This window comes from Arthrobacter sp. EpRS71, assembly GCF_001512285.1.
Lineage (GTDB): Bacteria > Actinomycetota > Actinomycetes > Actinomycetales > Micrococcaceae > Arthrobacter.
Map to the genome: position 1 here is coordinate 1,682,596 of NZ_LNUV01000006.1, position 20,905 is coordinate 1,703,500.

Annotated in this window: 26 protein-coding genes; 17 read left to right on the forward strand and 9 right to left on the reverse strand. The window is 61.5% G+C overall.

All coding sequences use genetic code 11. From position 1 onward, the window contains the following. Nucleotides 1-199: 199 nt before the first annotated feature. The 3 genes from AR689_RS18040 (at nucleotide 200) to AR689_RS18050 (ending at nucleotide 3,040) form a co-directional block, all read left to right on the forward strand. The gene (locus AR689_RS18040) at nucleotides 200-1,171 is read left to right on the forward strand and encodes a D-2-hydroxyacid dehydrogenase family protein (protein WP_062072333.1); all 972 of its coding nucleotides are present in this window, start codon (nucleotides 200-202) and stop codon (nucleotides 1,169-1,171) included. 220 nt (nucleotides 1,172-1,391) lie between these two features. Further along, nucleotides 1,392-2,534, forward strand: coding sequence for a glycerate kinase (locus AR689_RS18045; protein WP_062072335.1), 1,143 nt, complete (start codon nucleotides 1,392-1,394; stop codon nucleotides 2,532-2,534). A gap of 62 nt (nucleotides 2,535-2,596) precedes the next feature. Then, complete coding sequence (locus tag AR689_RS18050) at nucleotides 2,597-3,040, forward strand: YdeI/OmpD-associated family protein (protein ID WP_062072337.1); 444 nt, start codon at nucleotides 2,597-2,599, stop codon at nucleotides 3,038-3,040. A 297-nt stretch (nucleotides 3,041-3,337) separates the two neighbouring features. On the opposite strand, the gene AR689_RS18055 is transcribed toward AR689_RS18050, so the two are convergent. Continuing rightward, nucleotides 3,338-4,141 (reverse strand): aminotransferase class IV, encoded by an 804-nt coding sequence (locus AR689_RS18055; RefSeq protein ID WP_062072339.1) that lies wholly within the window; start codon nucleotides 4,139-4,141, stop codon nucleotides 3,338-3,340. A gap of 25 nt (nucleotides 4,142-4,166) precedes the next feature. Between AR689_RS18055 and AR689_RS18060 the strand changes: the two genes are divergently transcribed. Together AR689_RS18060 and AR689_RS18065 are read left to right on the forward strand one after the other, a co-directional pair. Then, on the forward strand, nucleotides 4,167-4,532 hold the full coding sequence (locus AR689_RS18060; protein WP_197412920.1) for a MerR family transcriptional regulator: 366 nt from the start codon (nucleotides 4,167-4,169) through the stop codon (nucleotides 4,530-4,532). Between the two features lie 479 nt (nucleotides 4,533-5,011). Beyond that, nucleotides 5,012-5,311 carry a hypothetical protein gene (locus AR689_RS18065; protein WP_062072343.1) on the forward strand — a complete coding sequence of 100 codons (300 nt, stop codon included), beginning with the start codon at nucleotides 5,012-5,014 and terminating at the stop codon, nucleotides 5,309-5,311. A gap of 34 nt (nucleotides 5,312-5,345) precedes the next feature. On the opposite strand, the gene AR689_RS18070 is transcribed toward AR689_RS18065, so the two are convergent. Next, nucleotides 5,346-6,644 carry an MFS transporter gene (locus tag AR689_RS18070; protein ID WP_062072345.1) on the reverse strand — a complete coding sequence of 433 codons (1,299 nt, stop codon included), beginning with the start codon at nucleotides 6,642-6,644 and terminating at the stop codon, nucleotides 5,346-5,348. Between the two features lie 56 nt (nucleotides 6,645-6,700). On the opposite strand from AR689_RS18070, the gene AR689_RS18075 reads away from it, so the two are divergent. Next, nucleotides 6,701-7,654, forward strand: a complete 954-nt coding sequence (locus AR689_RS18075; RefSeq protein ID WP_062072347.1) for an ArsR/SmtB family transcription factor — start codon at nucleotides 6,701-6,703, stop codon at nucleotides 7,652-7,654. Nucleotides 7,655-7,701: 47 nt separating this feature from the next. Here the strand turns inward: AR689_RS18075 and AR689_RS18080 are convergent, their stop codons facing one another. The 3 genes from AR689_RS18080 to AR689_RS23160 all read right to left on the reverse strand — a co-directional run bounded on the left by AR689_RS18080 (nucleotide 7,702) and on the right by AR689_RS23160 (nucleotide 9,254). Next, nucleotides 7,702-8,253, reverse strand: coding sequence for a dihydrofolate reductase family protein (locus tag AR689_RS18080; RefSeq protein WP_062072349.1), 552 nt, complete (start codon nucleotides 8,251-8,253; stop codon nucleotides 7,702-7,704). Between the two features lie 41 nt (nucleotides 8,254-8,294). Further along, on the reverse strand, nucleotides 8,295-8,621 hold the full coding sequence (locus AR689_RS18085; protein ID WP_062072351.1) for a hypothetical protein: 327 nt from the start codon (nucleotides 8,619-8,621) through the stop codon (nucleotides 8,295-8,297). A 471-nt stretch (nucleotides 8,622-9,092) separates the two neighbouring features. Beyond that, entirely contained in the window at nucleotides 9,093-9,254 is a 162-nt protein-coding gene (locus AR689_RS23160) for a hypothetical protein (protein WP_156424636.1), read from the reverse strand. A gap of 75 nt (nucleotides 9,255-9,329) precedes the next feature. On the opposite strand from AR689_RS23160, the gene AR689_RS18090 reads away from it, so the two are divergent. The 3 genes from AR689_RS18090 (at nucleotide 9,330) to AR689_RS23165 (ending at nucleotide 11,684) form a co-directional block, all read left to right on the forward strand. After that, nucleotides 9,330-10,490 carry a hypothetical protein gene (locus AR689_RS18090; protein WP_062072353.1) on the forward strand — a complete coding sequence of 387 codons (1,161 nt, stop codon included), beginning with the start codon at nucleotides 9,330-9,332 and terminating at the stop codon, nucleotides 10,488-10,490. A 328-nt stretch (nucleotides 10,491-10,818) separates the two neighbouring features. Then, a complete protein-coding gene (locus tag AR689_RS18095; RefSeq protein WP_062072355.1) occupies nucleotides 10,819-11,271 on the forward strand; it encodes a DUF3806 domain-containing protein in 453 nt (150 codons plus the stop codon). A gap of 164 nt (nucleotides 11,272-11,435) precedes the next feature. Further along, nucleotides 11,436-11,684, forward strand: a complete 249-nt coding sequence (locus AR689_RS23165; protein WP_156424637.1) for a hypothetical protein — start codon at nucleotides 11,436-11,438, stop codon at nucleotides 11,682-11,684. Between the two features lie 100 nt (nucleotides 11,685-11,784). Here AR689_RS23165 and AR689_RS18105 read toward each other — a convergent pair whose 3' ends face one another. Then, nucleotides 11,785-12,351 carry a type 1 glutamine amidotransferase domain-containing protein gene (locus AR689_RS18105; protein ID WP_062072358.1) on the reverse strand — a complete coding sequence of 189 codons (567 nt, stop codon included), beginning with the start codon at nucleotides 12,349-12,351 and terminating at the stop codon, nucleotides 11,785-11,787. 192 nt (nucleotides 12,352-12,543) lie between these two features. Between AR689_RS18105 and AR689_RS18110 the strand changes: the two genes are divergently transcribed. The 5 genes from AR689_RS18110 (at nucleotide 12,544) to AR689_RS18130 (ending at nucleotide 15,221) form a co-directional block, all read left to right on the forward strand. Continuing rightward, a complete protein-coding gene (locus AR689_RS18110) occupies nucleotides 12,544-13,035 on the forward strand; it encodes a DUF2975 domain-containing protein (RefSeq protein ID WP_062072360.1) in 492 nt (163 codons plus the stop codon). After that, nucleotides 13,035-13,322 (forward strand): helix-turn-helix domain-containing protein, encoded by a 288-nt coding sequence (locus tag AR689_RS18115; RefSeq protein WP_062072362.1) that lies wholly within the window; start codon nucleotides 13,035-13,037, stop codon nucleotides 13,320-13,322. Before AR689_RS18110 ends, AR689_RS18115 begins: the two co-directional genes overlap by 1 nt. Before the next feature lie 62 nt (nucleotides 13,323-13,384). Then, nucleotides 13,385-14,185: an alpha/beta fold hydrolase gene (locus AR689_RS18120; protein WP_062072363.1), complete on the forward strand. Its 801-nt coding sequence runs from the start codon at nucleotides 13,385-13,387 to the stop codon at nucleotides 14,183-14,185. 44 nt (nucleotides 14,186-14,229) lie between these two features. Further along, nucleotides 14,230-14,841, forward strand: a complete 612-nt coding sequence (locus AR689_RS23570) for a nucleotidyltransferase domain-containing protein (RefSeq protein ID WP_062072366.1) — start codon at nucleotides 14,230-14,232, stop codon at nucleotides 14,839-14,841. After that, the gene (locus AR689_RS18130) at nucleotides 14,841-15,221 is read left to right on the forward strand and encodes a hypothetical protein (RefSeq protein WP_062072368.1); all 381 of its coding nucleotides are present in this window, start codon (nucleotides 14,841-14,843) and stop codon (nucleotides 15,219-15,221) included. The genes AR689_RS23570 and AR689_RS18130 overlap by 1 nt, the downstream gene beginning before the upstream one ends. A 6-nt stretch (nucleotides 15,222-15,227) precedes the next feature. Here AR689_RS18130 and AR689_RS18135 read toward each other — a convergent pair whose 3' ends face one another. Next, nucleotides 15,228-15,821 (reverse strand): MurR/RpiR family transcriptional regulator, encoded by a 594-nt coding sequence (locus AR689_RS18135; RefSeq protein WP_231745584.1) that lies wholly within the window; start codon nucleotides 15,819-15,821, stop codon nucleotides 15,228-15,230. Here AR689_RS18135 and AR689_RS18140 point away from each other — a divergent pair. Beyond that, complete coding sequence (locus tag AR689_RS18140) at nucleotides 15,801-16,061, forward strand: ABC transporter ATP-binding protein (RefSeq protein ID WP_156424638.1); 261 nt, start codon at nucleotides 15,801-15,803, stop codon at nucleotides 16,059-16,061. The two genes, AR689_RS18135 and AR689_RS18140, sit on opposite strands and share 21 nt — an antisense overlap. Nucleotides 16,062-16,270: 209 nt before the next feature. On the opposite strand, the gene AR689_RS18145 is transcribed toward AR689_RS18140, so the two are convergent. After that, on the reverse strand, nucleotides 16,271-17,626 hold the full coding sequence (locus AR689_RS18145; protein ID WP_062072372.1) for a uracil-xanthine permease family protein: 1,356 nt from the start codon (nucleotides 17,624-17,626) through the stop codon (nucleotides 16,271-16,273). A gap of 245 nt (nucleotides 17,627-17,871) precedes the next feature. Here AR689_RS18145 and AR689_RS18150 point away from each other — a divergent pair, with 245 nt between their 5' ends. After that, on the forward strand, nucleotides 17,872-18,477 hold the full coding sequence (locus AR689_RS18150; RefSeq protein WP_062072374.1) for a malonic semialdehyde reductase: 606 nt from the start codon (nucleotides 17,872-17,874) through the stop codon (nucleotides 18,475-18,477). Nucleotides 18,478-18,539: 62 nt separating this feature from the next. On the opposite strand, the gene AR689_RS18155 is transcribed toward AR689_RS18150, so the two are convergent. Then, the gene (locus AR689_RS18155) at nucleotides 18,540-20,012 is read right to left on the reverse strand and encodes an MFS transporter (RefSeq protein WP_082698050.1); all 1,473 of its coding nucleotides are present in this window, start codon (nucleotides 20,010-20,012) and stop codon (nucleotides 18,540-18,542) included. 105 nt (nucleotides 20,013-20,117) lie between these two features. Between AR689_RS18155 and AR689_RS18160 the strand changes: the two genes are divergently transcribed. Then, complete coding sequence (locus tag AR689_RS18160; RefSeq protein WP_197412921.1) at nucleotides 20,118-20,771, forward strand: TetR/AcrR family transcriptional regulator; 654 nt, start codon at nucleotides 20,118-20,120, stop codon at nucleotides 20,769-20,771. Nucleotides 20,772-20,905 lie beyond the last annotated feature (134 nt).

A 20,905-nucleotide genomic window follows, 5' to 3' on the forward strand; every position in this document is an offset into this window, starting at 1 on the left:
CTTCGAAAGGGATGCTTACGTCCTTTACAACGTTAGAATCATTTGCCCTTGGATGCCATAGGCCTTTGAGATGGCATTGCGACGCGGCCAACCCGCTCTTACGTTGTTGGGCAACGACGCAAGAGCGGGTTGTCGACGACATTACTGACAAGCCACAACATCACCGTCGGCCTTGAGTCCCACGCGTCGCCGCGCAAGGATGAGTAGCGTGACCCGATTCCGTTTAGCCATCCTTGATGATTACCAGCAGGTCTCCGGCGATTACGCCCCGTGGGATTCGCTGCTCGACGACGGCGTGAAGGTCAGCGTCTTCAGCGCACCTTTCGTCTCCGAAGAGCAAGCCGTGGCCGCCTTGGCGCCTTTCGACATCATTGTGGCCATGCGTGAAAGGACCCGTTTTCCACAGGACGTCCTTGAGGCCCTGCCGAACCTGAAGCTGCTGGTGACCACTGGAATGGCCAACGCCGCGATTGACCTGGAGGCAGTTGCGGAGCGGGGGATCGTGGTGTGCGGGACCAGTGGCTCACCTGCCGCGGCACCTGAACTGACGTGGGCGCTCCTCATGGCGTTTGCCCGGAATCTCACTGTGGAGGAGAACTCGCTGCGCGCAGGCGACTGGCAGACCGGCGTCGGGTTTGAACTCGAAGGCAAGACGCTGGGAATCGTTGGCCTGGGCAAGATCGGCAAGCGCATGGCAGGGTACGCGAAGGCCTTCGGGATGGACGTCCTGGCGTGGAGCCAGAACTTGACCGCTGAAACCGCTAAGGCTGCGGGCGCTCGCAAAGTGAGCAAAGAGGAGCTGTTCCGCGAGTCCGACGTCGTGACGCTGCACTTGCGGTTGTCTGAACGGACGGAGGGGACTGTCGGCGCGAAAGAGTTGCGTCTGCTCGGCCCCGAGGGCGTCCTGGTCAACACCGCACGCGGTCCTCTAGTGGACGAAGCAGCCCTCATCCAGGCCCTTGAGGAAGGGTGGATCCGCGGCGCTGCGCTGGATGTGTTCGACGAAGAGCCCCTTCCCTCAGGGCACGCACTGCTTCATTCTTCGAGGACAGTGCTCTCGCCGCATGTCGGCTACGTGACCCACGAGAGCTACCGGCAGTTCTATGGCGGGGCTTTCGAGGACGTCAGGGGTTGGCTCAACGGAGCTCCTGTGAGGGTGCTCAACGGCTAGTTCGGTGTTTTGCTGCCGCAGGACCGCGCCCGTTAGCGCCCTCTGCGTCCGTTCCGCGTGGGTTGCGCGCCCGTTAGCGCCGGGCGCACCAGAGGTTACGGGAGCGTGCGGCTGACATGGGTGCGCAAGCAGAAGACCACGCTCAGAGCGGCCCACGTTCCGGCGCTAACATTACGCGTTCGGCAAGCGCTTTCCTGGCGAAGCTGGCAAGATAGGACCCATGCGTATCCTCATCGCCCCGGACAAGTTCAAGGGATCCCTCACCGCCGCCGAAGCCGCGTCAGCCATGGCCGAAGGCGCGCTGCGCGTGTACCCGGATGCCGTGACCACGCAATTCCCCGTCGCAGATGGTGGGGAAGGGACCCTGGATGCAGCCATAGCGGGGGGGTACGAGGAACGAAACAACGCGGTGGTGGGCCCTATCCTCAAGCCTGTTGGAGCGTCGTGGGCCATCCGCAAGGACGCTTTCGGCGGGGCCAGCGCAGTCATTGAGACCGCGATGGCCTCCGGCCTTGCCCACATGGAGCCCACACCTGAGAATTCGCTGCGCGCCCACAGCTACGGCTGCGGCCAGCTCGTGGCGGCGGCCCTCGACGCCGGTGCCACCGAGATCGTGCTGGGCTTGGGCGGCTCGGCGATGTCCGACGCCGGCAGTGGCGCCTTGCGTGCTTTGGGGCTCAAACCCCTTGATGCGGCCGGCAATGTGGTGCCCCTCGGCGGCGGTTCCCTTGCCGACGTCGTTGCCTTGGATGTCTCCGAGCTGGATCCCCGGCTGTCCGCCGTGAAGTTCCGGATCGCCGTCGACGTTCAAAACCCGCTGTACGGACCGGAAGGTGCCGCGCATGTTTTCGGCCCCCAGAAGGGTGCGGGTGAGGACGCCGTTGAGAAACTCGACGCCGGTCTTCGCAACTGGGCGTCGCTCCTTCGGGAGGCCACCGGCCGCGATGTTAACGTTCCGGGAGCCGGAGCGGCGGGCGGGTTCCCGGCGTCGTTCCTGGCTTTCACTGACTCCGCGTTGGAAGGCGGCTTCGCGCTGGTGGCCGGGCTGACGGGCCTCGCGAAGCACTTGGGTGAGGCCGATCTGGTGATCACCGGTGAAGGTTCCATGGACGAGCAGTCGCTCACCGGCAAGGCGCCCATCGCGCTGGCTGACGCCGCGAGCGTACACGGCATCCCGGTGATCGCGGTGGCCGGACGCATCACGGTAACGCCGGAAGACCTGGCGAAGCACGGCATTGTTGCTGCAGCCCAGTTGCTGGACGTGGCGCAGCGCAAGGATGGCGTCCCGGACGTGGCCGACGCCGTGGCCAACGCCGCCAAGTATCTGGCATGGGCCACCAGTCAGGTGCTTGAAGGAGCCTGATTACTGCCGTTAGACCTGGCTGATGGGGTGCGTCTAACCGTGACCGGCGGCATACTGGGGTCATGAAATTTACAACCACCATTGTGGGCGAAGGCAACAAGGCGGGCATCGAAGTTCCGGACGAGGTAGTTGAGGGGCTCGGCGCAGGCAAGCGGCCGCCGGTGGTGGTGACCATTAACGGCCAAAGCTACCGCAGCAGCATCGCGGTGATGGGCGGGAAGTACATGGTGGGCGTCAGCTCGGCCAACCGCGAGCTGACCGGCGCCGCAGCGGGGCACACTGTGGAAGTGGGCCTTGACGTGGACACCCAGCCGCGCGTTGTGGACGTGCCGGATGACCTTGCTGCTGCACTGGACGCCGAGCCGGAGGCGAAGGCCTTCTACGGAACGCTCAATTACAGCGCTCAGCGGCGGTATGTTGAACCGATCGGTGATGCGAAGACGCCGGAAACCCGCGCGCGGCGCATCGCCAAGGTGGTTACTGATCTGAAAGCCGGTAAGAAGTAGCCCTTTTGGCTGAGCGGAAGATAAATGCTCTGAACCATGTCACGTTTGGCCCGGCGGCGTCACTACCTAGTAGTGACAGGCTGCAGGGCGCATTTGGATGCGGGACCTCAGCCACGGTTGACGAGAACTCGAGACCCTTTCGTCGGCCGGTCACGGCGCACGTGCAGGGCCCCATCTTTGGCCGGCCGGCCGTGCGTATGTCCGCTCGCTCTAGCGGACAGTGTGGCCGGTTCTGACTTAGACCCCCGGGGCCGGCCACACACCCCCCGGTTTGGTGGGCCCCTCGGGGCTGGCACGTCAGATGCGTTCCAGAGGTTCAAGCTGATACGCGTCGTGCAGGAGATGTACAAACTCGAGGCTCGCAGCCAGCCGCTGGCCACCGATGCTATGCACCCCGATTCCGGGGCTCCAGGAATTAAGCACAGCGGCAGACGTTGCTTCAGCAATTGAGGCAGCGGTAATTTGCCGAGTCTCCTGCACAACGCCCTCGGCACGGAGCTGTCTCTGGAGAATCTGCATGGTGACGCCGTAGAGGATGTCCGCCTTGGGCCACGTCACTCCTGTGCCGTCCCAGAACGCGAGATTCCAAATAGTTGCTTCGCTGATCCGTCCGCTGCGATCCATGAACGCTGCGTCGTCGAAACCGCGTTCCTTTGCATGGCGAAGAAGGAGCGTCTTAGATACTTCTCCCACATGTTTCACTAGTGCCACATGGCGTTCGTGCTGCACAAGATCCAGCGCCAGGGGAGTTGCCGGCGGTGTCACAGGATCCGCAAATTTCACTAGTACATTGAGGTCAGGATCCGCGGCGAACCTGAATTCGCCTGGCCTGGTGCTGATGTAGACCATCAGTGAAGAATCCGCGGAATCGGCGGCAGTGAGAGCAGCACTCATGTTTTCCAGGATGGACGAGTCGGGGAGGTGATGCCCGAAGAGCAGATCACTTCCCTCCCTGAGGCGGTTAAGGTGTAAATCCAAGCCACGAACACGCCCGCCCCGTACTTGCATTGCTGTGAAATGGGCAAAGCCTGCGAAGGCCAAGGGGGCGAGTTCCTCAGCTGTTGGGGCACTACCGTTGAGATACGTCGTCGAAATCGTCATGGATCGAACTTAGGAGGTGACACCAGTGTCAAAGGCAAGCGGGTCAATGCTCCGGGTGGGCGACTTGTCCGCCCTCACCGGTGTGGCGCCACGCTTGCTGCGCTACTACGAGGGCCGTGGTCTTCTGCTCGCCGATCGGTCCCCCACCGGACAGCGACTGTTCGGGCCTTCCGCGGTGGAACGGGTTCAGCATATTCGTTCTCTGCTGGCTGCAGGGCTTCCCACCAGCGTTATCCGTGAACTGATTGACTGCATATACCAGCCGGGGAGGTTGGAGCCTTGCGCGGTTCCCACGTTGATGGCGCACGTTGAGGACTACGACAACCGCATCGCGGATCTTGTCAGCACCCGCGCTGCCCTTCAGGGTCTAATCGACTCTTCGACGGAGTAGCCCGCCGGGTTAGTCCGCCTGCGCCGCCGAACAAGCCACCGGTCGCCACCCCGTAGTACTTAGGGCTGGTTCAGCTGAGATTCGGCACTGTTTTGCGTAGGGAACCATCCAGTGTTGCCACACAACCCCCGAGACAGTAATTGGCGCATAGGGGACGCTTCATGGAGCACGGGAACTGCCGGAACAATCACTGCCTGGAGGGGTGGATTTGGAAACAGGTGGGTGAGTTTCCCGACGGACCTTGCCCGGACTGCTCGGCTGTGGATGAACCCTCGCATCAGGGCCCGTCGCTTGAGCAGCCCAATGCATCGTGGCTCCAGATTTTTCTGCGGCGGTTTCCCCGTCCTGGCTCTGGACCTTCCCGCTGGGGATAGCACCGTAAGGGTCTTAACTTTGCTGCGGACCTGCGCTATCTTAAGCCAACCTGCGTCGGGCTGGCTGGGGAGCGCACGCCACGTCAATCGAAGTGAGGTAATGCAATGCGCATCAAAATTCTCTCCGCTGCACTCTGTGTTGGCGCCCTGACCGCGTTGTCTGCGACGCCGGCTTTTGCTGCCGGCCAAGTGGAAAAGGGACCGGAGAACTCCAACTCCATCTGCTCATACTCTGGCCTGAATGATGAACCCGATGCTGCGTATCCGGAAGGCGGGCGGGTTCAGTCCTATGGCCAAGCCGTGAGGCAGGGGCTTAAGGACGAGCTGGCTGAGCAGGGTGAATCGCCTAGCCTGCTCTGCAACGGCCACCGGCTTCCGTGGCAGGAGGTGACGGGTAGCCACTGACGTTTGGCCAGGAATATGGCTGTTTCTTCAGGGATCATCCCGGCGGGAGGCAGCCATCTGGGCCTGTGGCCACTGAGGCGACTACCGCCGTCGTCGATGCCTTCCGCGCTATCAGCCAGGTTCCCGCCGCCGCCGCTAGGAAGACGGCACCCAGGATGCCCCAGCCCAGCGCACCATGTTCGACGACGGTGGCAGTCACCACGAGCGGTGCGAGCATTGCGCCCAGCGCCGATCCCATACCGAACATCCCTTGGTAAGCGCCTGCTTGGAGTGGGTTGGCGAGCTCGAAGCTGAGTCCCCACGCTCCGGCTTGCGAGAGGATTTCCGCGAACGCATGAAGGAGGGCTGCGCCGCACAGCAGGGCGATGGCGGCGATGACCGGCGCCCCGCCCGCCGATGCGTAGAGCACGCAGGCTACGGCCATGAGCACCCCACCAGTCAGCACGATCTTTCCTGCACGGCGAGGGTGGTCGGTGCCCCGGGAGAGAGGCACTTGCAGCAGGACGACGCACAGGGTGTTGATGACAAGGATGATGGATATCAGGACGTCCGGGGCACTTGTGTCCTGTGAAATCCACAACGGAACGCCCACCTCGGCGAGCCCGAATTGCATGCCAAAAATACCGGACAGCACGGTCAATAGTGCGTAACGACGGTCCCTGAAGGGGGAGATTCCGCGCTTCGGTGCCGGGCTGGCGGGATCGCGGCGCGGTGCGTCCACACGCTGGGGGAGGCGGCGCAGGTACAGTGCGCTCAGGATGTAGACAACGCCGGCGCACAGCATCATTCCCCGGAATGCGTCGGCGGTTCCGGCCAACAACGCGAGTCCGGCAATCATGCCTCCGACGGCAATGCCGAGGTTGGTGATGGTGCGGAGGACTGCGCGCGCATTCACGCGGTGGGGGCCCTCGAATGCCCGGGCGATGATCGCCGAACGCGTGGCGTTCGCGCCACGGTTTACTCCTACTGCGATGCAGGCGATCACGACGGCGGTATTGAAGTTCCCGGCGAAGGTATAGCTTGCGATCGCGAGACCTTCGATGGCGACCATGCCCACCAGGAGTCGACGTGCTGAAAAGTGGTCGGCGAGCCGGCCGCCAATATAGGACGTGGCAACGCCCACCCCGCTGGACACCGTGAGAATCATGGCGATTTCCACGGCGCTCAATCCTACGAAGCGGCTGAAGTACAGCACCGTCAACGTGAGAAAAATACCGCGGCCCACTGTGGCTACGAGGATGGCAGAAGCAAGGATCTTGAGGGGGGGATCTGAGAGCGCGACGCGGAGGCTGTGCTTTTGGTCCGGTGCGGTGTCTGCGGGGGATTTAGTCACACCTGTAGTTCTGCCACCCCCTACCGGCAGTTTGTATTGATGTAGCGTAGTGCTTCATGTTGAAGTACGAGTTGTCGGACGCAGATCTGGGCGGCGTGCGTTTTGGGATCTCGCCTCTCTGTGAGCTTGGACTGTCCCTCAGGGCTATTCGAGACCCCAGCCACTATCCTCTTCAGCTGCCTTGGCTGCGCCGGACGGAAGAGGCCCGCTCCCGCTTGGACCTGGATGGATTGCTGGCGTTGGTGGATGACCGATTGTGGACACCGGACTTCCTGAACCCGCGGCCTGAGTCCCCACTTACGCGGATCGATGACGAGTTCGCGGCGTTGGAGCGGATTTCCGCCACCCAATTTCATGGGGACCTGATCCGTGTGCACGGCGTTGTTCCGTCCTTCTTTTCCGGCCCTGTTGCTCCAGCCATCCGACGCATGGTCCGGATCCTCCAGGAGTTTTGGGACACCTGCTTCGCACCCCATTGGCTGCGCATGCGCACCATCCTGGAAGCGGACATCGTCTACCGCGGCCGGCAGATCGCGCAGGGTGGGTTGTTTACGATGCTGAACGACTTGTCCGGCGCCGTGGAATTCGATGGCCACGTGATTTCCGTGAGGTTGAAGAACCCGGCGTCGCGGACCGAGAAAACGGACGGCCTGGGGTTGACCCTGGTTCCCACCATGTTCACCCGCAGGGCTTCTGCTCCCGTGAACCACGGCGACCCGCCACTGCTGATGTACCCGGCCCGGGGCCAAGGTGCCATGTGGGAGGCGGAACGGGTCACGAATCCGGCCGCGATAGTAGCCGTGTTGGGAGAGGTCCGGACCAGCCTGCTCACGGCCCTGGCTGCCCCGGCCTCGTCCACCGAGTTGGGCCTTCGCTTTGGCGTCACAACGTCCGCCGTGAATCAGCATCTCAGGGTGCTCCGGGACGCCGGACTCGTGACCTCAACCCGTTACGGCCGCAGCGTGCTCTACTTCAGGAGCGAATTGGGCGCGTCGTTGCTGCTGGGGTGACTGCTGAGGCGGGCCGACGGCGGCAGGCGGGCGGCGTCGTCGTGCGTTCAGTCTTTTCTCAGACTGTACGTGCTGACCACGTTGCCCTTGCTGGTGGCGTACTGGTTCTCCAGGACGAGCCGGTGCAGGGGATCGCCGTCTTCGAAAAGTCGTCGCCCGCTGCCGGCCACCACCGGATGTGTCATCAGGGTGAGTTCGTCCAGGATGCCTGCGAACAGCAGCTGGCGGACCAGGGAGATGCTGCCGCAGACCGCGATTTCGCCGCCGTCCCGCGACTTCAGCTCGGTGACGAACTGCTCAACATCACCCTCGATCAGGTGCGAGTTCTCCCATTCAAGAGGCTCGGTGAGGGTGCGGGATGCAACGAACTTCTCGATCGGGTTGATGAAAGCTGCAAAGTCGTCGTCCTGCTGCGCGTTCGGCCAATATCCGGCCCATTCCTGATAGCTGACACGGCCCAACACCACGGTGTCCACAGTGTTGATCATCTTGGTGAGCCCCTTCCCGAGTTCGTCGTCGAAGCTATCGAACTGGAACTTGAAGGGGTCCTGAACTACGCCGTCCACTGAGTGGAAAAGGCCAGCGGTAACTTTGCGCATGTGGATCTCCTGTTGGACGGCGGGTGGTTGACTTGTTGGTTTTAGGCGGCGCGGCCGGTGGTTTGGAGGCTGCGGGCCGGAAGGGCGGTCACGTTGCTGGGTTCCGCGGCAAGGCGAACCGGAACGGCGTGAAGTGCGGCGTAGCCCTGCAGCTGATCCAGTGCGTCCAGGTCAATGGTCGCTTGGGAAAGGTCCATTTCAACGCCGAGTCCGCCGCCCAAACTCTTGGTGCGTTGGACCACCGGGTAGAGCCCTTGGAGGCTCGAGATGGTCACGCGACCTGTCGCTGCGATCTGGATCTGTTCGCCGTCAACGTCGACGCGAACAACTACGGAGAGCTTGTCGCTGGCCAATGTACTGCCTTTCATCCTTGCTGCCACGCTGCAGCGTCCCCCAGCGTATTAGCCGAGTGTGACCTGCGCAACATTGCGACGGCGGCACTGTAAGAGCGTGCCCGTTTATCACGTCGAGAGGACACGTAGGTGTGCATCAAAACTCCACATCGAATTAGCTGCCTAAAGGCTGAACTGGTAATCCTTTTTGGCTATGAGCGCCGCCGACATCACTGACGCCGTTATCGACAACGCGAAGCTCACAGATGTGGTCAATGGACCATCTTCTTGAGGTTTCAAATAGCGTTGGAGACCTGGAATGGAGTTGCACGGAATCGTTCGTTTTTGTGCACGCTGTGGGGCGAACTGTTAGGACGCTTCCGCACTGTCATTACCCCGGTTCGAAACTTTGGGTGTCCCGTCGAGTGATATTGCTCCGAAGTTAAAGCACTCGCGGGATCTTCCTTGCGTTGACGGCTGCTGGTTGTCCAGTTTCGGTAGTCATCATTAGCTTTGCAGTACGTTGAGGAGCTCATCGGGAAGGTAGAGGTTTACGTCGTTGCCGTCGGTACCCGAGATGGGCTCTATAGCGTTTCCGTTCCACCAGAAGAGGAGCGGGACCAGTGGGGAGGGGTGTTGTGCGTGGACGTTGCCTGTGAACGTTAGCATTGCGCTGAAGTCGTTGATGCTGGTCCCGTAGGCACGACGATCCAGTAACTACTCGTCGCAAAGGATACCCACGAAATGTCGTATGACCTCTCGATCTATGGCACTACACGAATTGGCCCATTAAGCGTTGTGGACCTGGTCCAGTCGATTCCGATTCTGACCGCGATCTATTCTGGCGATGACGAATCCGGGGCGGGCATGGTGCGTGTCAGCCGAGGTGCACCACAGGGGCCCGGTTTCACAATAGACGGGCCATTCGCGGTGGAAGATGAGGACATTCCTTTGGAGGTGACCGCCCGGATCCTGGGCGTGAAGTGGTTGTACCGTATCAGCGTTGAAGATGTCTCGGACAAGACCATGGGCGACGCTAACAGGATTTCAAGGAAGCTGACCAAGGCAGCATCGGGCATCCTGGTTGATGAGCAGACCGGTCAAGTGTGGCCGAAAAGCAACCAACGGCAACCACCGCGTCCCAAAGCCGCGGATCTAGTCGATGAGATAAAGCTGAAGTGGTGCTATCAAGTCGAAGATGCCCCGCACGACCTCGCCGCCCGATATCTACGGCTCGCGCGACAGTACTTTCCCGAGGCGTTGCCGCGACGTTATGGAAGCTCCGAACCGTTTCAAGGAAACCTTGAACGTGACGGGGACGCCCACTTCATTAGGACTCTTGACGTGGAAGCGGCCACTACAACTTATACAGTGGGAAAGTATCCCGTCACCAGTGGCAGTTTGGTCGGCAGAAAGAAATTTGCCGGGAACACCCGATTCATCTCTCTAAGCGTCGACAGGGCTACTTTCAGGGATCCTTTGTGGCGGGAAGCGCTCATGAAGTATTTCGATCGCATGGCCGTTGAACTCGGGTGCTTTTTCGCCTCCGTGGAAGTTCTAAGGCCTGGACGGAGCTCGCATGGTGCGATGTTCTCCCAAATGCATGAAGAGGGCTATTATCCTGCCGATTACCGAGGACAGTGGTACGGACTCCCGCCCTACCCGGTTTGGTGTTCATGGTACTCGAAACCCTATGCAGAGTTAGTCCATCAATACCTCCCGGGTGCTAGACAAAATCCAGACGGTTCACTATTCCATTCGTGGCAAGAAGAGTCGGCGGACCGCGATCAGCTCCGCGAGTTACTGACCAACCCGGACTTACCTTGGATCCCAGCGGAGCTATCCCAACAACAGGGCGAACCCATCCAGCGCGCAGCAGTCATACCGGCAAAGTACGCAAACTAGTCGACAGTCCCGTTCAGGGGTTTTCGCCTTGGGATCGATTTCCAAAACCGACCCATCCTCCCGCGGAATGGAACCGATCAGATTGCCTACTTCTGTTGTATCTCCGGAGACCTTCAGTTGTTTCAGCCGTGGCCGAAGGACCAGCCCCACCCGAGCGATAGCCTCGGTGATCGCTGCTACGGGACGGGAAGGCCATCTCAAGATCCTACGTCTGCCACTTGACGAACATAGATGCATCCAATCCGTCTCCTGTCTGAGTGTGGTTCAGAAAGAGACCGCGCGCAGGGCTGTGTTACCGATGGAGATCGGATGATGATTTCCTATTGGCATGGGTTTGTTTGATTGGAAAAAGAAAGCGGTTAGTGCCGACGAATATGAGCAGCCGGTTTTTTCGGAGCTGCCACCGGAGCATCAAGAGTTCCTCTCCACATACGTGCAGATCGCAGAAGGATCTGGTGTGGATCTCGCGGATCCTGACAGTGTCGCCGGTTTTTACCGGACGGCATTGAAAACATGGCAGGCATCGGGTGGGCAGACAGACGCTGAGCTGTACCGAAATGCCGCTGGTGTTGCTTTCGGCGAACTCCTCGTCCGGACCTCTCCTCTTCGATGGGTCGTCGCCGAGGATTCGCAGGGACGCGAACTGGCTGTTCATTCTGACCGAACCAATTTCCTTGTGTATCCCCTGGATGCCGTCGAGAAGCGGTGGGACAGAGGTGAAGACGGCGAGTTCATCAAGGCCCTTACCGGCAAAGTGATTGACCACTTCAAGGTCTACTAACCGACCGTCCGACCCCAGGCCTTGAGTGGATGCGACTTGCTCCGCTTGCGGACCTCAATGAATTCATTGGCGCATTGCCATTGATGGGCACTCCTGCCCATTTTGGCCCTTTGGCTGCGCTGATAGTTTGGCCATATTCGTTCAGGCCTATTTGGGGAGAGACTGTGAAGCGTCAAAAGACCATTGCCACGTTTGCAGCAGCGATCGCACTTGCCGCCGGAGGCCTCGCGATCGCGACGCCCGCACAGGCCGCGGGCTACACCTACCTGTACCCGACTGACTTCAGCTCACAGTCCTCGTGCAACACGAAGCGCCTCACCATGAACTCCTCCTGGACCCGTGCAAGCCAGTGCTTCATCATGACTGACACCGGGAAAGTCGTGTGGAAGTTCTCCGTCACCGTGCGTGGATAGTCTCGCTACCAAGTCTTCAAGTCACGAAACGCCAAGTGCCGCCGTCGTACTTCATGTGAAAGTACGACGGCGGCACTTGCCGTATCCGGGTGGGTGACAGTTAGGCGGTCTGGCCTGCGTGCTGACCCTCGGAGATTTCCTCCACGAGCTTGCTGTTGAAGGCCGGGAGATCGTCCGGGTTGCGGCTGGTGACCAAGCCTTGGTCGCACACCACTTCCTCGTCGGTCCAATTGGCGCCCGCATTCTTCAGGTCCGCCTGGAGCGTGTGGAACGAGGTGACGTTGCGGCCCTTGATGACGCCGGCGTCGATGAAAATCCACGGACCGTGGCAGATCGAAGCCACCGGCTTGTGCTGTTCGAAGAACGCGCGCGTGAAGTTCTGGGCATCCTTGTCCACGCGAAGGTTGTCCGCATTGACGACGCCGCCTGGGAGGACCAGCGCGTCGAAATCGGAGGCGTTGGCGTCGGCCACGGCAAGATCAACGTCGAAGGTGTCACCCTTCTCCACGCCATTGAAACCTTGCAGCTTTCCCTTGGAGGGGGCCACGAGCGTTGGCTCACCGCCCGCATCCTTGACCGCCTGCCATGGGCTGGTGAGCTCCACCTGCTCCACGCCGTCCGTCAACAGGAATGCGACCTTCTTGCCTGCGATGTTGTGTTCTGACATTGTTCCTCCTCGTTGCGCAGCGGGGTGCCTTATGGGCGTGGCCGCCGCTGTGAGAGTTGTTTGTCTGACCTGCTCCAGCCTAGGGAAAGCGGCTTTAGTAAGCAAGCTGACTAATCGCATGAGGATGGTCTAGAGCTTGCTGATGTATCGAATAACGATAGAATCTGGTTGTTGTTCGATAAAGGAGTTTCCATGGGAAAGCTGTCCATCCTTGCCTTGCGGGTAGTAATCGCGCTGGTGCTGGCGGGTTCATTGTTCGTTCAGGCGCGGATGGTCCCGCTGCTCTCAGCCGACCTCGTAGAGGCAGGAGCCCCGGACGCTCCTCGAGTAGCGCTGCTGGCCATCGTGGTCCTCGGAATTGTGTGTGTGCAGGTGGTTGCCGTCTGCGTGTGGCGTTTGCTGACCATGGTGCGCTGCGGGACGGTGTTCTCCCACCGGGCCTTCCGATTTGTGGACATCATCTTCGGAGCCATCGCCTTCGCGGCGGTACTCATGTTTGGCATGGCGGTGATCCTGGCGCCGGGCGAGGTTGCCCCAGGAGTCGTGCTGCTGATCTGTGGGGCGGCCTTGATGATCGGGGGAGTGGCGCTGGTTGTCCGTGTGATGCGAACTCTGCTCGCCCAGGCCGTAGCGCGGGACGTCGAGGCCTCTGACCTGCGGGCCGAGCTGGACGAGGTGATCTGATGCCGATCATCGTGGACATCGACGTCATGCTGGCCAAGCGCAAAATGCCTGTGGGAGTGCTTGCCGAGCGGGTGGGGATAACGCCGGCCAACTTGGCTGTTTTGAAGAACGGGCGCGCGAAGGCTGTGCGTTTTACTACGCTCGAAGCGCTGTGTGAGGTGCTGGAGTGCCAGCCGGGGGATCTGCTGCGATGGGAATCTGAAGATCACTGGGATAGCGGACACCCTTCTGCCGGCGAGCTTCGTCCAACAGTTCCCTCGTCTCAACCGACGACTCAGGATTCATGAACGGGCTCTCGGTCAGTGCGGATTGGTGACCGTACGTGTTCCCCGGGTGCTAGCGTTCGAAAGTGCATTTTGTTGAGCGCGGGGCGGGGACCCCGATACTGATCATCCATGGCTTTTGCGTCGATCATCATCTGCTGCTTGGGCTCGACCCAGTGCTCGCCGCGAATGGTGAGTGGCGGCGGATCTACCTTGACTTGCCGGGGATGGGGAAGTCATCGGCAGGACCGGAAATCGACGGTGCTGACGCCGTCGCCGACGCGGTCGTTTCCTTTGCCCGGAGGACCTTCGGCGACGAGAGGTTCGCGGTCCTCGGCAACTCCTTCGGAGGCATGATCGCCCGCCACCTGGTGGCCGAATTCGGGGAGCGGGTACTGGGCCTGGCGCTCCTTTGCCCGGTGGTCGTTGCGGATCACGAGGCGCGAACTCTGCCCGCCAAGACTGTCCTGCGTTCAGATCCTGAGCTGATGGCGACCCTGAGCCCGGAGGGCAGATCCGACTACGAGGAGAAGGCCGTGGTCCAATCCAGCCAGAATTGGCTGCGGTTCCGCGAAGCCGCCTTGCCGGGCTTGAGGGCGTTTGATCAGGTTGCCACAGCTCGGATCTCCAACAACTACGCGCTCACTACTGAGCCGGAAGCTCGCTTTGAGACTTATCAGGGGCCCACCCTCATCGTGGCCGGGCGTCAGGACCATGTGGTGGGTTATCAGGAGCAGATGGATCTAGCTGGCAGTTATCCGCGGGCCACGGTTGCAGTCCTGGACCACGCCGGCCATAACGCGCACTTGGATCAACCGCAGCTAACGGCGGTCCTCCTTGGTGAGTGGTTGGATCGGGTGCTGGAGTGGAAGCAGAAACCAAGCTGACGTTCCGCTAATCGCGTACAATTAGAAGCGATTAGGAGGCCCTGATGCAATTACAGAACCCGCTGAGAGCGATTTGTCCGACGCTTGAAGCCGACGTCCTCATGGCGTTGGCGAACGGTCGCCCGAGCACGCCCGGGCATCTTGTTCGGGAGCGTGGCATCAAGGCCTCGGTGTCTGGCACCAGACGATGCTTGGAACGCCTCGAAGAGAGCGGCATTGTTATGGGTATCAGGGTAGGAAATCGGAACGAGTACGCCCTGAATTTGTCCCACATGCTCGCAGGCGTCATTGCTGAGGCGTCCCAGGGCAGGGAACGATTCACGCGCTTTATTTCCCGCGCAATAGCCAAATGGCCCGAGGAGCCGTTGCAGGTAATCCTTTTTGGTTCAGCGGCACGCGGAGACATGCGCAATGACTCTGATATCGACTTGCTGTTCATCATTGATGACGGAGCTGGCGATGAGCTATATGAGCAAATTGGAAATCTGGCCGTGGACGTTTACCGCCTCACCGGTAATGACGTTCGTCCGATGATTTACGAAGCGGCAGAAGTACGGGCGGCACCGATATTCGACTCGATTTTGGGGGAAGGCGTCCACGTTCACGGTGACCGTCGTTGGTTGTCGCGCCGCCTGCCTGATGCGGCGGCTGCCTAGTGTCGGCGAGGTCAGATGCGAGTGCACGACTTGAGGATTCGCAAGCCTTCCTCGAGGCGGCCGATACCATCAACACGCTAAATTCCGGAGAAACCTACGCGGACGTCATTGCTACTTTGGCAATCCATGTAGGCATAGCGGCAGCCGACGCATTTTGCTTGCTGGCGCTCGGTCGTCACTCTAAGTCAGACAACCATGCTGATGCAATAGAGGTGCTGAAGGAAGCGGGGGGCGAAAATGCCATTCTTGCTCGCCACTTGGGCGAGAAGACAAAGGCGGGCTATAACGTTTCGAGTCTCACCCGGGCCAAGTCCAGCAAGTGCATTGAGTGGGCTTCTAAATTGGTTATTGCCGCTGAATCGAAATTTTCCCTATCGTGAATGACGTCAGTACCCCAGCTGCTCCCGCAATGCCGTGAGCTGGTGCGACGATTCCACGGCCTGCTCGTGATCCACGGAGACCAGCGCCTGGACCAGGACGTCGCTCAGCACGATCGACGGCAGCGCCTCCGTAGTCATGCCTGTCGGGGTGTGCGGAGCGAGAATCACAGCGTCAGCCAGGTCATGCAACGCCGACTCAGGTTCATCCGTTAGCAAGACGATGGACGCTCCAATCGAGCGGGCGCGCTTAAGCAGCACTTCGACGTCCACCGTTACTCGTCCCGGGGCGAAGACGACCACAACATCCTGGCTCCCAAGTTGGAGCAGATCATCCGCGAGCCGGAATCCGTCACTGGAAATGCACCGAGCGCGCCTGCCGATTCGGTTACAGCGCAGTGCCAGGTTGAGGGCGGCGATTCCGGACGCGCCCACGCCGTAACTGACAATCGTGGAACCTCTCATGAGAAGTTCGACGGCGGGAGCGATCGCCTCTGCGGGGTCGGCGCTGGAAGCGAGTTCCAGTCTGTCCTTGGCCTCGGACCACACGTTCTGCCAGATGTCTTCGATGCGGGCACCCATATGGTCGATGCGCTGCTGCATGCTTCGGGCATTGCGCTGTTGTTCGTAAGCCACGACCTCGCCGTGGTTTCCGAGGTCACCGACGACGTTCTGGTCATGTACCGAGGCTCGATCATGGATCAGGGGCCAACGGGACGAGTGCTGAATGCGCCGGAGCGCAGCTACACGAAGCTGCTGATCTCGTCGATGCCGGGACCGGGGTGGGATCCGAACGACGTGCTGAAGCGGCGGGCGGCGTTCATAGAAGAGGTGCGGGTCTGAGGTTGCCGGATTCCTGTCCGGAGTCCGGGAACGTGGACTGTCCGGATTGCTCGGGGGCGGAGACCGATAGACCCGGCTTTAGCTGGTGCGGAAGTTCCAAGGCGTAGCCACGGGAGGCACCTCGGGCACTCGGGGGCAACTAATCCTCGCGGACCCGCCTTGCTTCGCGACCAAAAATCATCGGCTCAGTCTAGAGGTTCGGATTGCCCCTACTTCCCCTTCTTCCCGCCCCGCTTCGCCGCAGCATTCATCGCTGACTTCACCGCAGGCGGCAGCCCCGCCGTCTCGGTTTCCGGCTCGGCGACGGTCCCGCGCCAGTGGGCCAGCCCCTTCATGCCGTGGTAGATCACCAGGGCAGCGGCGGAACCCAGTGCAATGCCCGTGAACTTCAGCTCGCCAATGGTCCACGTGTAGTCAGCAATGCCGATGATCAAAGCCACGGCGGCTGTGGTCAGGTTGATCGGGTTGGAGAAGTTGACCTTGTTCTGCACCCAGATCTTCACGCCGAGCACGCCGATCATGCCGTACAGCATGGTCGCGGCGCCGCCCAGGACGCCCGCCGGAACGGTGGCGATCAGTTCGCCGAATTTCGGGGAGAAGCTCAGCAGGATGGCGAAGATACCGGCCACCCAGTAGGCCGCCGTCGAGTAGACCTTGGTGGCGGCCATGACGCCGATGTTCTCCGCGTAGGTCGTGGTACCGGAACCGCCGCCGAACCCGGCAAGTACCGTCGCGGCGCCGTCGGCCATCAGCGCGCGGCCGGAGACGCCGTCGAGGTTTTGGCCGGTCATCGCGGCCACCGACTTCACGTGCCCCACGTTCTCAGCCACGAGCACCAGCACCACCGGCACGAACAGCCCCACCACGCCGATGTGGAATTCGGGTGTCTGGAACAGCGGCAGGCCAATCCATGCGGCGGCGTCCATCTTTTCGTAGGACACCTCACCGCGCATCATCGCCACGATGTACCCCACCACAACACCCACCAGGATGCTCAGGCGCCCCAGAATTCCGCGGAACAGCACTGACACCAGGATGATCGTCACCAAAGTGATCAGCGCGGTGACGGGTGCGAGGTCGAAGTTGGTCTTGGCGGCGGGTGCGAGGTTCAAGCCGATCAGCGCCACAATGGCGCCGGTAACGATCGGCGGCATGAGCCGGTTGATCCATTCGGCACCGAACTTCTGGACCACCGCACCAATAAGCGCCAGTACGACGCCGGCAAGCACCACGCCGCCCAAGGCGCCACTCACGCCGTACTGCTGCTGGGACGCCATGATGGGGGCGATGAAAGCGAAGCTCGACCCCAGGTAGCTGGGCACCCGGCCCTTGGTGATCACCAGGAAGAGCAGCGTGCCGATGCCCGAGAAGAGGAGGGTGGTTGCCGGCGGCATGCCCGTGATGATGGGTACCAGGAAGGTGGCGCCGAACATGGCAACCACGTGCTGCATGCCGATGCCGATGGTCAAGGGCCAAGCCAGCCGCTCGTCGGGAGCCACCACGTGGCCGGGACGGATGGACTTGCCGTTGCCGTGGAGCTTCCATTTCATGCCGAGCATGCTCATGGCGGGGCCTTCCTCAGAAGAGTATTGGGATTCGGTGCAACATTACCGCCATTGCGGGGCCTGCTCTACGCGCCTCGCGCGCTCGGGAGCGCGCAAAACGGGCCTCACAACGCAGAGCCCACAAGGTGACTGTGCCCAACGTCACGGGCCGTCATGGGAAGAGGACAAGGGAACTTGAAGTTGCAACCATGGAAAGCAGAAGTGCCCCGCCCGCTCAGGGCCTGGGCCCAGCGAAAGGTTTACGAATGACGATCGCCCACCAAGAAGCAGTCATTGACGCCGCAGCAGTCGACGCCATTTTTGCCGAAGCCCGCACCGCCAACAGCTTCGCCGGTGAGGTCACCGACGAACAGGCCCGTGCCATCTACGAGCTCACCAAGTTCGGCCCCACCGCCTTCAACTCCCAGCCGCTCCGCGTGACCTACGTCCGCTCGGACGAGGCCCGCGCCAAGCTGGTGGACACTCTTTCGCGCGGCAACCAGGCCAAGACCGCCTCCGCTCCGCTGGTAGCCATCCTCTCCTACGACACCGACTGGCAGGGTCAGTGGGACAAGTTCCTGCCCGCCTACGGCGCGCCCAAGGCCATGTACGACGCCGACCCCGCTTTCGCCGCTGCCACGGGCAACAACAACGCTCACTTGCAGGCAGGCTACTTCATCCTGGCTGTGCGCTCGCTTGGTTTCGCTGCTGGCCCGATGACCGGTGCCGACTTCTCCGCAATCGACGCCGGGTTCTTCCCGGCCGGCGACCAGAAGAGCTTCCTGGTGGTCAACATCGGCCAGCCCGGCCCGGACGCCTGGGGCGAAGCCAAGCCGAAGTTCGCTTACGACGACGTTGTTCGCACCGTCTAAGTTCTCACAGTAGCAACGCGCGCTCACTTTCCAGTGAGCGGGCGTTCTGCCTTAAAAGGAGGCTAGGAAGCTTCGTCGAAGTCGTCGATGCCCGCGGCTTCCGCGTTCTGGCGGCGCTTCACGCGGGACGGGACCACCAGTGCTGCCAGCAGGGCCAGTACGCCAACCCCCGCAGAAACCCAGAAGCCGATGGTGAAGGCGTCATCTGTCGGTGCGCCCTGTGGCGTGACGTTGGAGGAGATCAGCGCCGCGATGACGGCCGTGCCGATGCTGCTGCCGATGGTCCGCAGCACGGTGTTGGCGCTGATGGCCTCACCGGTCTGCGTTGCAGGCACGCTCTCGACGATGGCGTTGGAGGTCGCGGCGAGGGCCATCCCGATGCCGATGCCGGTGAGAATGCCCGAGACCACGATCTGCCATTCTTCGCCGTGTCCCAGCGCGGGAATGATGAAAGCGACCGTGACAGCCACGGCGCCAAGAATCATGGGGACCTTAGGCCCCACCTTGCGGATCAGCGCGCCGGCCACGACGCCGGAAATCACCATGGCCACGACGGTCGGCAGCAGGTAGATGCCGGCTTCACTGACAGTCTTTCCAAAGCCGTAGCCAAGGGCCGTGGGCAGCTGAAGGATAGTGGGCACCAGGACAAACGTGCCGAACATTGCGAAACCGAAGGCCAACGCAACGATGTGGGCGGTCCACACGCCGCGGTTGCGGAACAGCCGCACGTCGATCAATGGTTCTGCCACTCGCAATTCGACCAATACAAACGCGATCAAGGCGATGCCGCCACCGATGAGCAGGCTGACGGTCTTGCCGTCGCCCCACCCCCACGTCTGGCCCTCGCTGATAGCGAGCAGTACGGCAACCAGGCCCACCGAAAGGATCCCGGTGCCCAAGATGTCGAGCTTGCCGGGAGTTTTGACCGGGGACTCGGGCATTCCGAAGATGGCGCCGAGGAGGGCGATGAGGACGAGTCCGGCAGGCAGCCAGAACAGCCAGTGCCAGGACAGAGCCTCGACGATCGGCCCTGCTGCAACGATTCCCACACCGGCGCCGATGCCGAAGATGGCGGACAGCAAACCAATAGTGACGCTGACACGCTCCTTGGGGAGCTCATCACGGACGATGCCGATGGATAGTGGCATCACCGCACCCGCCGCACCTTGGAGTACCCGGCCAATGATCAACACGGTCAGGTTCGGGGCCAGGGCCGCGAGTACGGTGCCCACCAAGAGTAGGGAGAGTACAACGATGAGGACTTTTCGCTTGCCCACCATGTCGCCCAGTCGTCCGAGGATCGGCGTGAGTACCGAGGCGGAGAGAAGGTAGGCCGTGAGGACCCAGCTCGCATCGCTCGTTGCGACGCCCAGATCTTTGCCGATGGTGCCTAGGGCCGGCGCCACGAGCGACTGCAGGACGGCGAAGGACAGGCCACCCAGGGAGAGGTAGGCAATGATCGCGGTGCCCCGTTTACCGTGAGCCTCCTGACCCGATGCCGGCGCACTGTGAGGGCGCTCGATGGTGCTGGACATGATTCTCCTCGGGATGTAAACGGTTGATTACTTCGACAATAAATCACAAAAGTTACCCATGTCAACAATCGTTTACATGCTCGGTTGCCGGGCTAGAGTGGGGGAGTGGGTAAAGAAGTGCAGGAATCAAAGGCTCTCGACGGCGGAGCAACGTTTGCGGACGACGAACTGGTCCGATCGGGTCGGGATGCGGACGTCACCAGGCGGGCGCTCGTCCGGGCTGCCCGACGACGTTTCGCCACGGAAGGTTACAGGGCCACCACGGTCCGCCACATCGCCGCGGACGCGGGCGTCAACGTAGCGCTCATCAACCGGTATTTCGGCTCTAAAGAAGGTCTCTTCGAGGCCTGCATGAACCGCACCGTGGATGAGCTTGATCCTCAAACCCGGGCTCGCGCATCCAGCGTTGACGAGGTGATAGCCAGGCTCCTCACGCACGTTGTCGAAGCCCCCAACGCGGACGACCCCCTCCAGCTCCTGCTCCTGCTCCGCTCATCCGGCGATGAGAACGCAGATGCGATCCGCCGCAGGACCTTGGAACGGTTCACCGAACAACTCGCTGCAGCAGCAGGGTGGAGTGCGGATGTCCCCGCCTCGCAGCCGCTACTCCTTCGCGCCCAGATGGCCATAGCCCTGATGCTGGGGTTGGTGATGCTGAGGACCGCCACGGAGGTGCAGCCCCTGGCTTCGGCCTCCGCGGAACAGCTCACGGAACCCCTGGAGAGCGTCCTCAGGGTCCTCCTGGACACCCGGAACTGATTCCCTCCCCGAGGGTCGACCCCTGCTCCCAAACCATGGGTCGACGAGTGGTCTTTGCGTGCCCGCATTAGTCGTAGGCTTGCCTTGGAGCGCGGGTCTGGACATGGCCGCCGCGTAGGAGCTGCAGAAGAGTG

Excerpts from the sequence above, each read along its gene's own strand:
- AR689_RS18040 (WP_062072333.1), top strand. The coding sequence starts at position 200 with ATGAGTAGCGTGACCCGATTCCGTTTAGCCATCCTTGATGATTACCAG.
- AR689_RS18095 (WP_062072355.1), top strand. The coding sequence starts at position 10,819 with ATGGGTTTGTTTGATTGGAAAAAGAAAGCGGTTAGTGCCGACGAATAT.
- AR689_RS18080 (WP_062072349.1), bottom strand. The coding sequence starts at position 8,253 with ATGCGCAAAGTTACCGCTGGCCTTTTCCACTCAGTGGACGGCGTAGTT.
- AR689_RS18055 (WP_062072339.1), bottom strand. The coding sequence starts at position 4,141 with ATGACGATTTCGACGACGTATCTCAACGGTAGTGCCCCAACAGCTGAG.
- AR689_RS18045 (WP_062072335.1), top strand. The coding sequence starts at position 1,392 with ATGCGTATCCTCATCGCCCCGGACAAGTTCAAGGGATCCCTCACCGCC.
- AR689_RS18050 (WP_062072337.1), top strand. The coding sequence starts at position 2,597 with ATGAAATTTACAACCACCATTGTGGGCGAAGGCAACAAGGCGGGCATC.
- AR689_RS18135 (WP_231745584.1), bottom strand. The coding sequence starts at position 15,821 with ATGCAGCAGCGCATCGACCATATGGGTGCCCGCATCGAAGACATCTGG.
- AR689_RS18140 (WP_156424638.1), top strand. The coding sequence starts at position 15,801 with ATGGTCGATGCGCTGCTGCATGCTTCGGGCATTGCGCTGTTGTTCGTA.
- AR689_RS18110 (WP_062072360.1), top strand. The coding sequence starts at position 12,544 with ATGGGAAAGCTGTCCATCCTTGCCTTGCGGGTAGTAATCGCGCTGGTG.
- AR689_RS18155 (WP_082698050.1), bottom strand. The coding sequence starts at position 20,012 with ATGTCCAGCACCATCGAGCGCCCTCACAGTGCGCCGGCATCGGGTCAG.
- AR689_RS18145 (WP_062072372.1), bottom strand. The coding sequence starts at position 17,626 with ATGAGCATGCTCGGCATGAAATGGAAGCTCCACGGCAACGGCAAGTCC.
- AR689_RS18065 (WP_062072343.1), top strand. The coding sequence starts at position 5,012 with ATGCGCATCAAAATTCTCTCCGCTGCACTCTGTGTTGGCGCCCTGACC.
- AR689_RS18090 (WP_062072353.1), top strand. The coding sequence starts at position 9,330 with ATGTCGTATGACCTCTCGATCTATGGCACTACACGAATTGGCCCATTA.
- AR689_RS18075 (WP_062072347.1), top strand. The coding sequence starts at position 6,701 with ATGTTGAAGTACGAGTTGTCGGACGCAGATCTGGGCGGCGTGCGTTTT.
- AR689_RS18115 (WP_062072362.1), top strand. The coding sequence starts at position 13,035 with ATGCCGATCATCGTGGACATCGACGTCATGCTGGCCAAGCGCAAAATG.
- AR689_RS23160 (WP_156424636.1), bottom strand. The coding sequence starts at position 9,254 with ATGCTAACGTTCACAGGCAACGTCCACGCACAACACCCCTCCCCACTG.
- AR689_RS18150 (WP_062072374.1), top strand. The coding sequence starts at position 17,872 with ATGACGATCGCCCACCAAGAAGCAGTCATTGACGCCGCAGCAGTCGAC.
- AR689_RS18085 (WP_062072351.1), bottom strand. The coding sequence starts at position 8,621 with ATGAAAGGCAGTACATTGGCCAGCGACAAGCTCTCCGTAGTTGTTCGC.
- AR689_RS23570 (WP_062072366.1), top strand. The coding sequence starts at position 14,230 with ATGCAATTACAGAACCCGCTGAGAGCGATTTGTCCGACGCTTGAAGCC.
- AR689_RS18105 (WP_062072358.1), bottom strand. The coding sequence starts at position 12,351 with ATGTCAGAACACAACATCGCAGGCAAGAAGGTCGCATTCCTGTTGACG.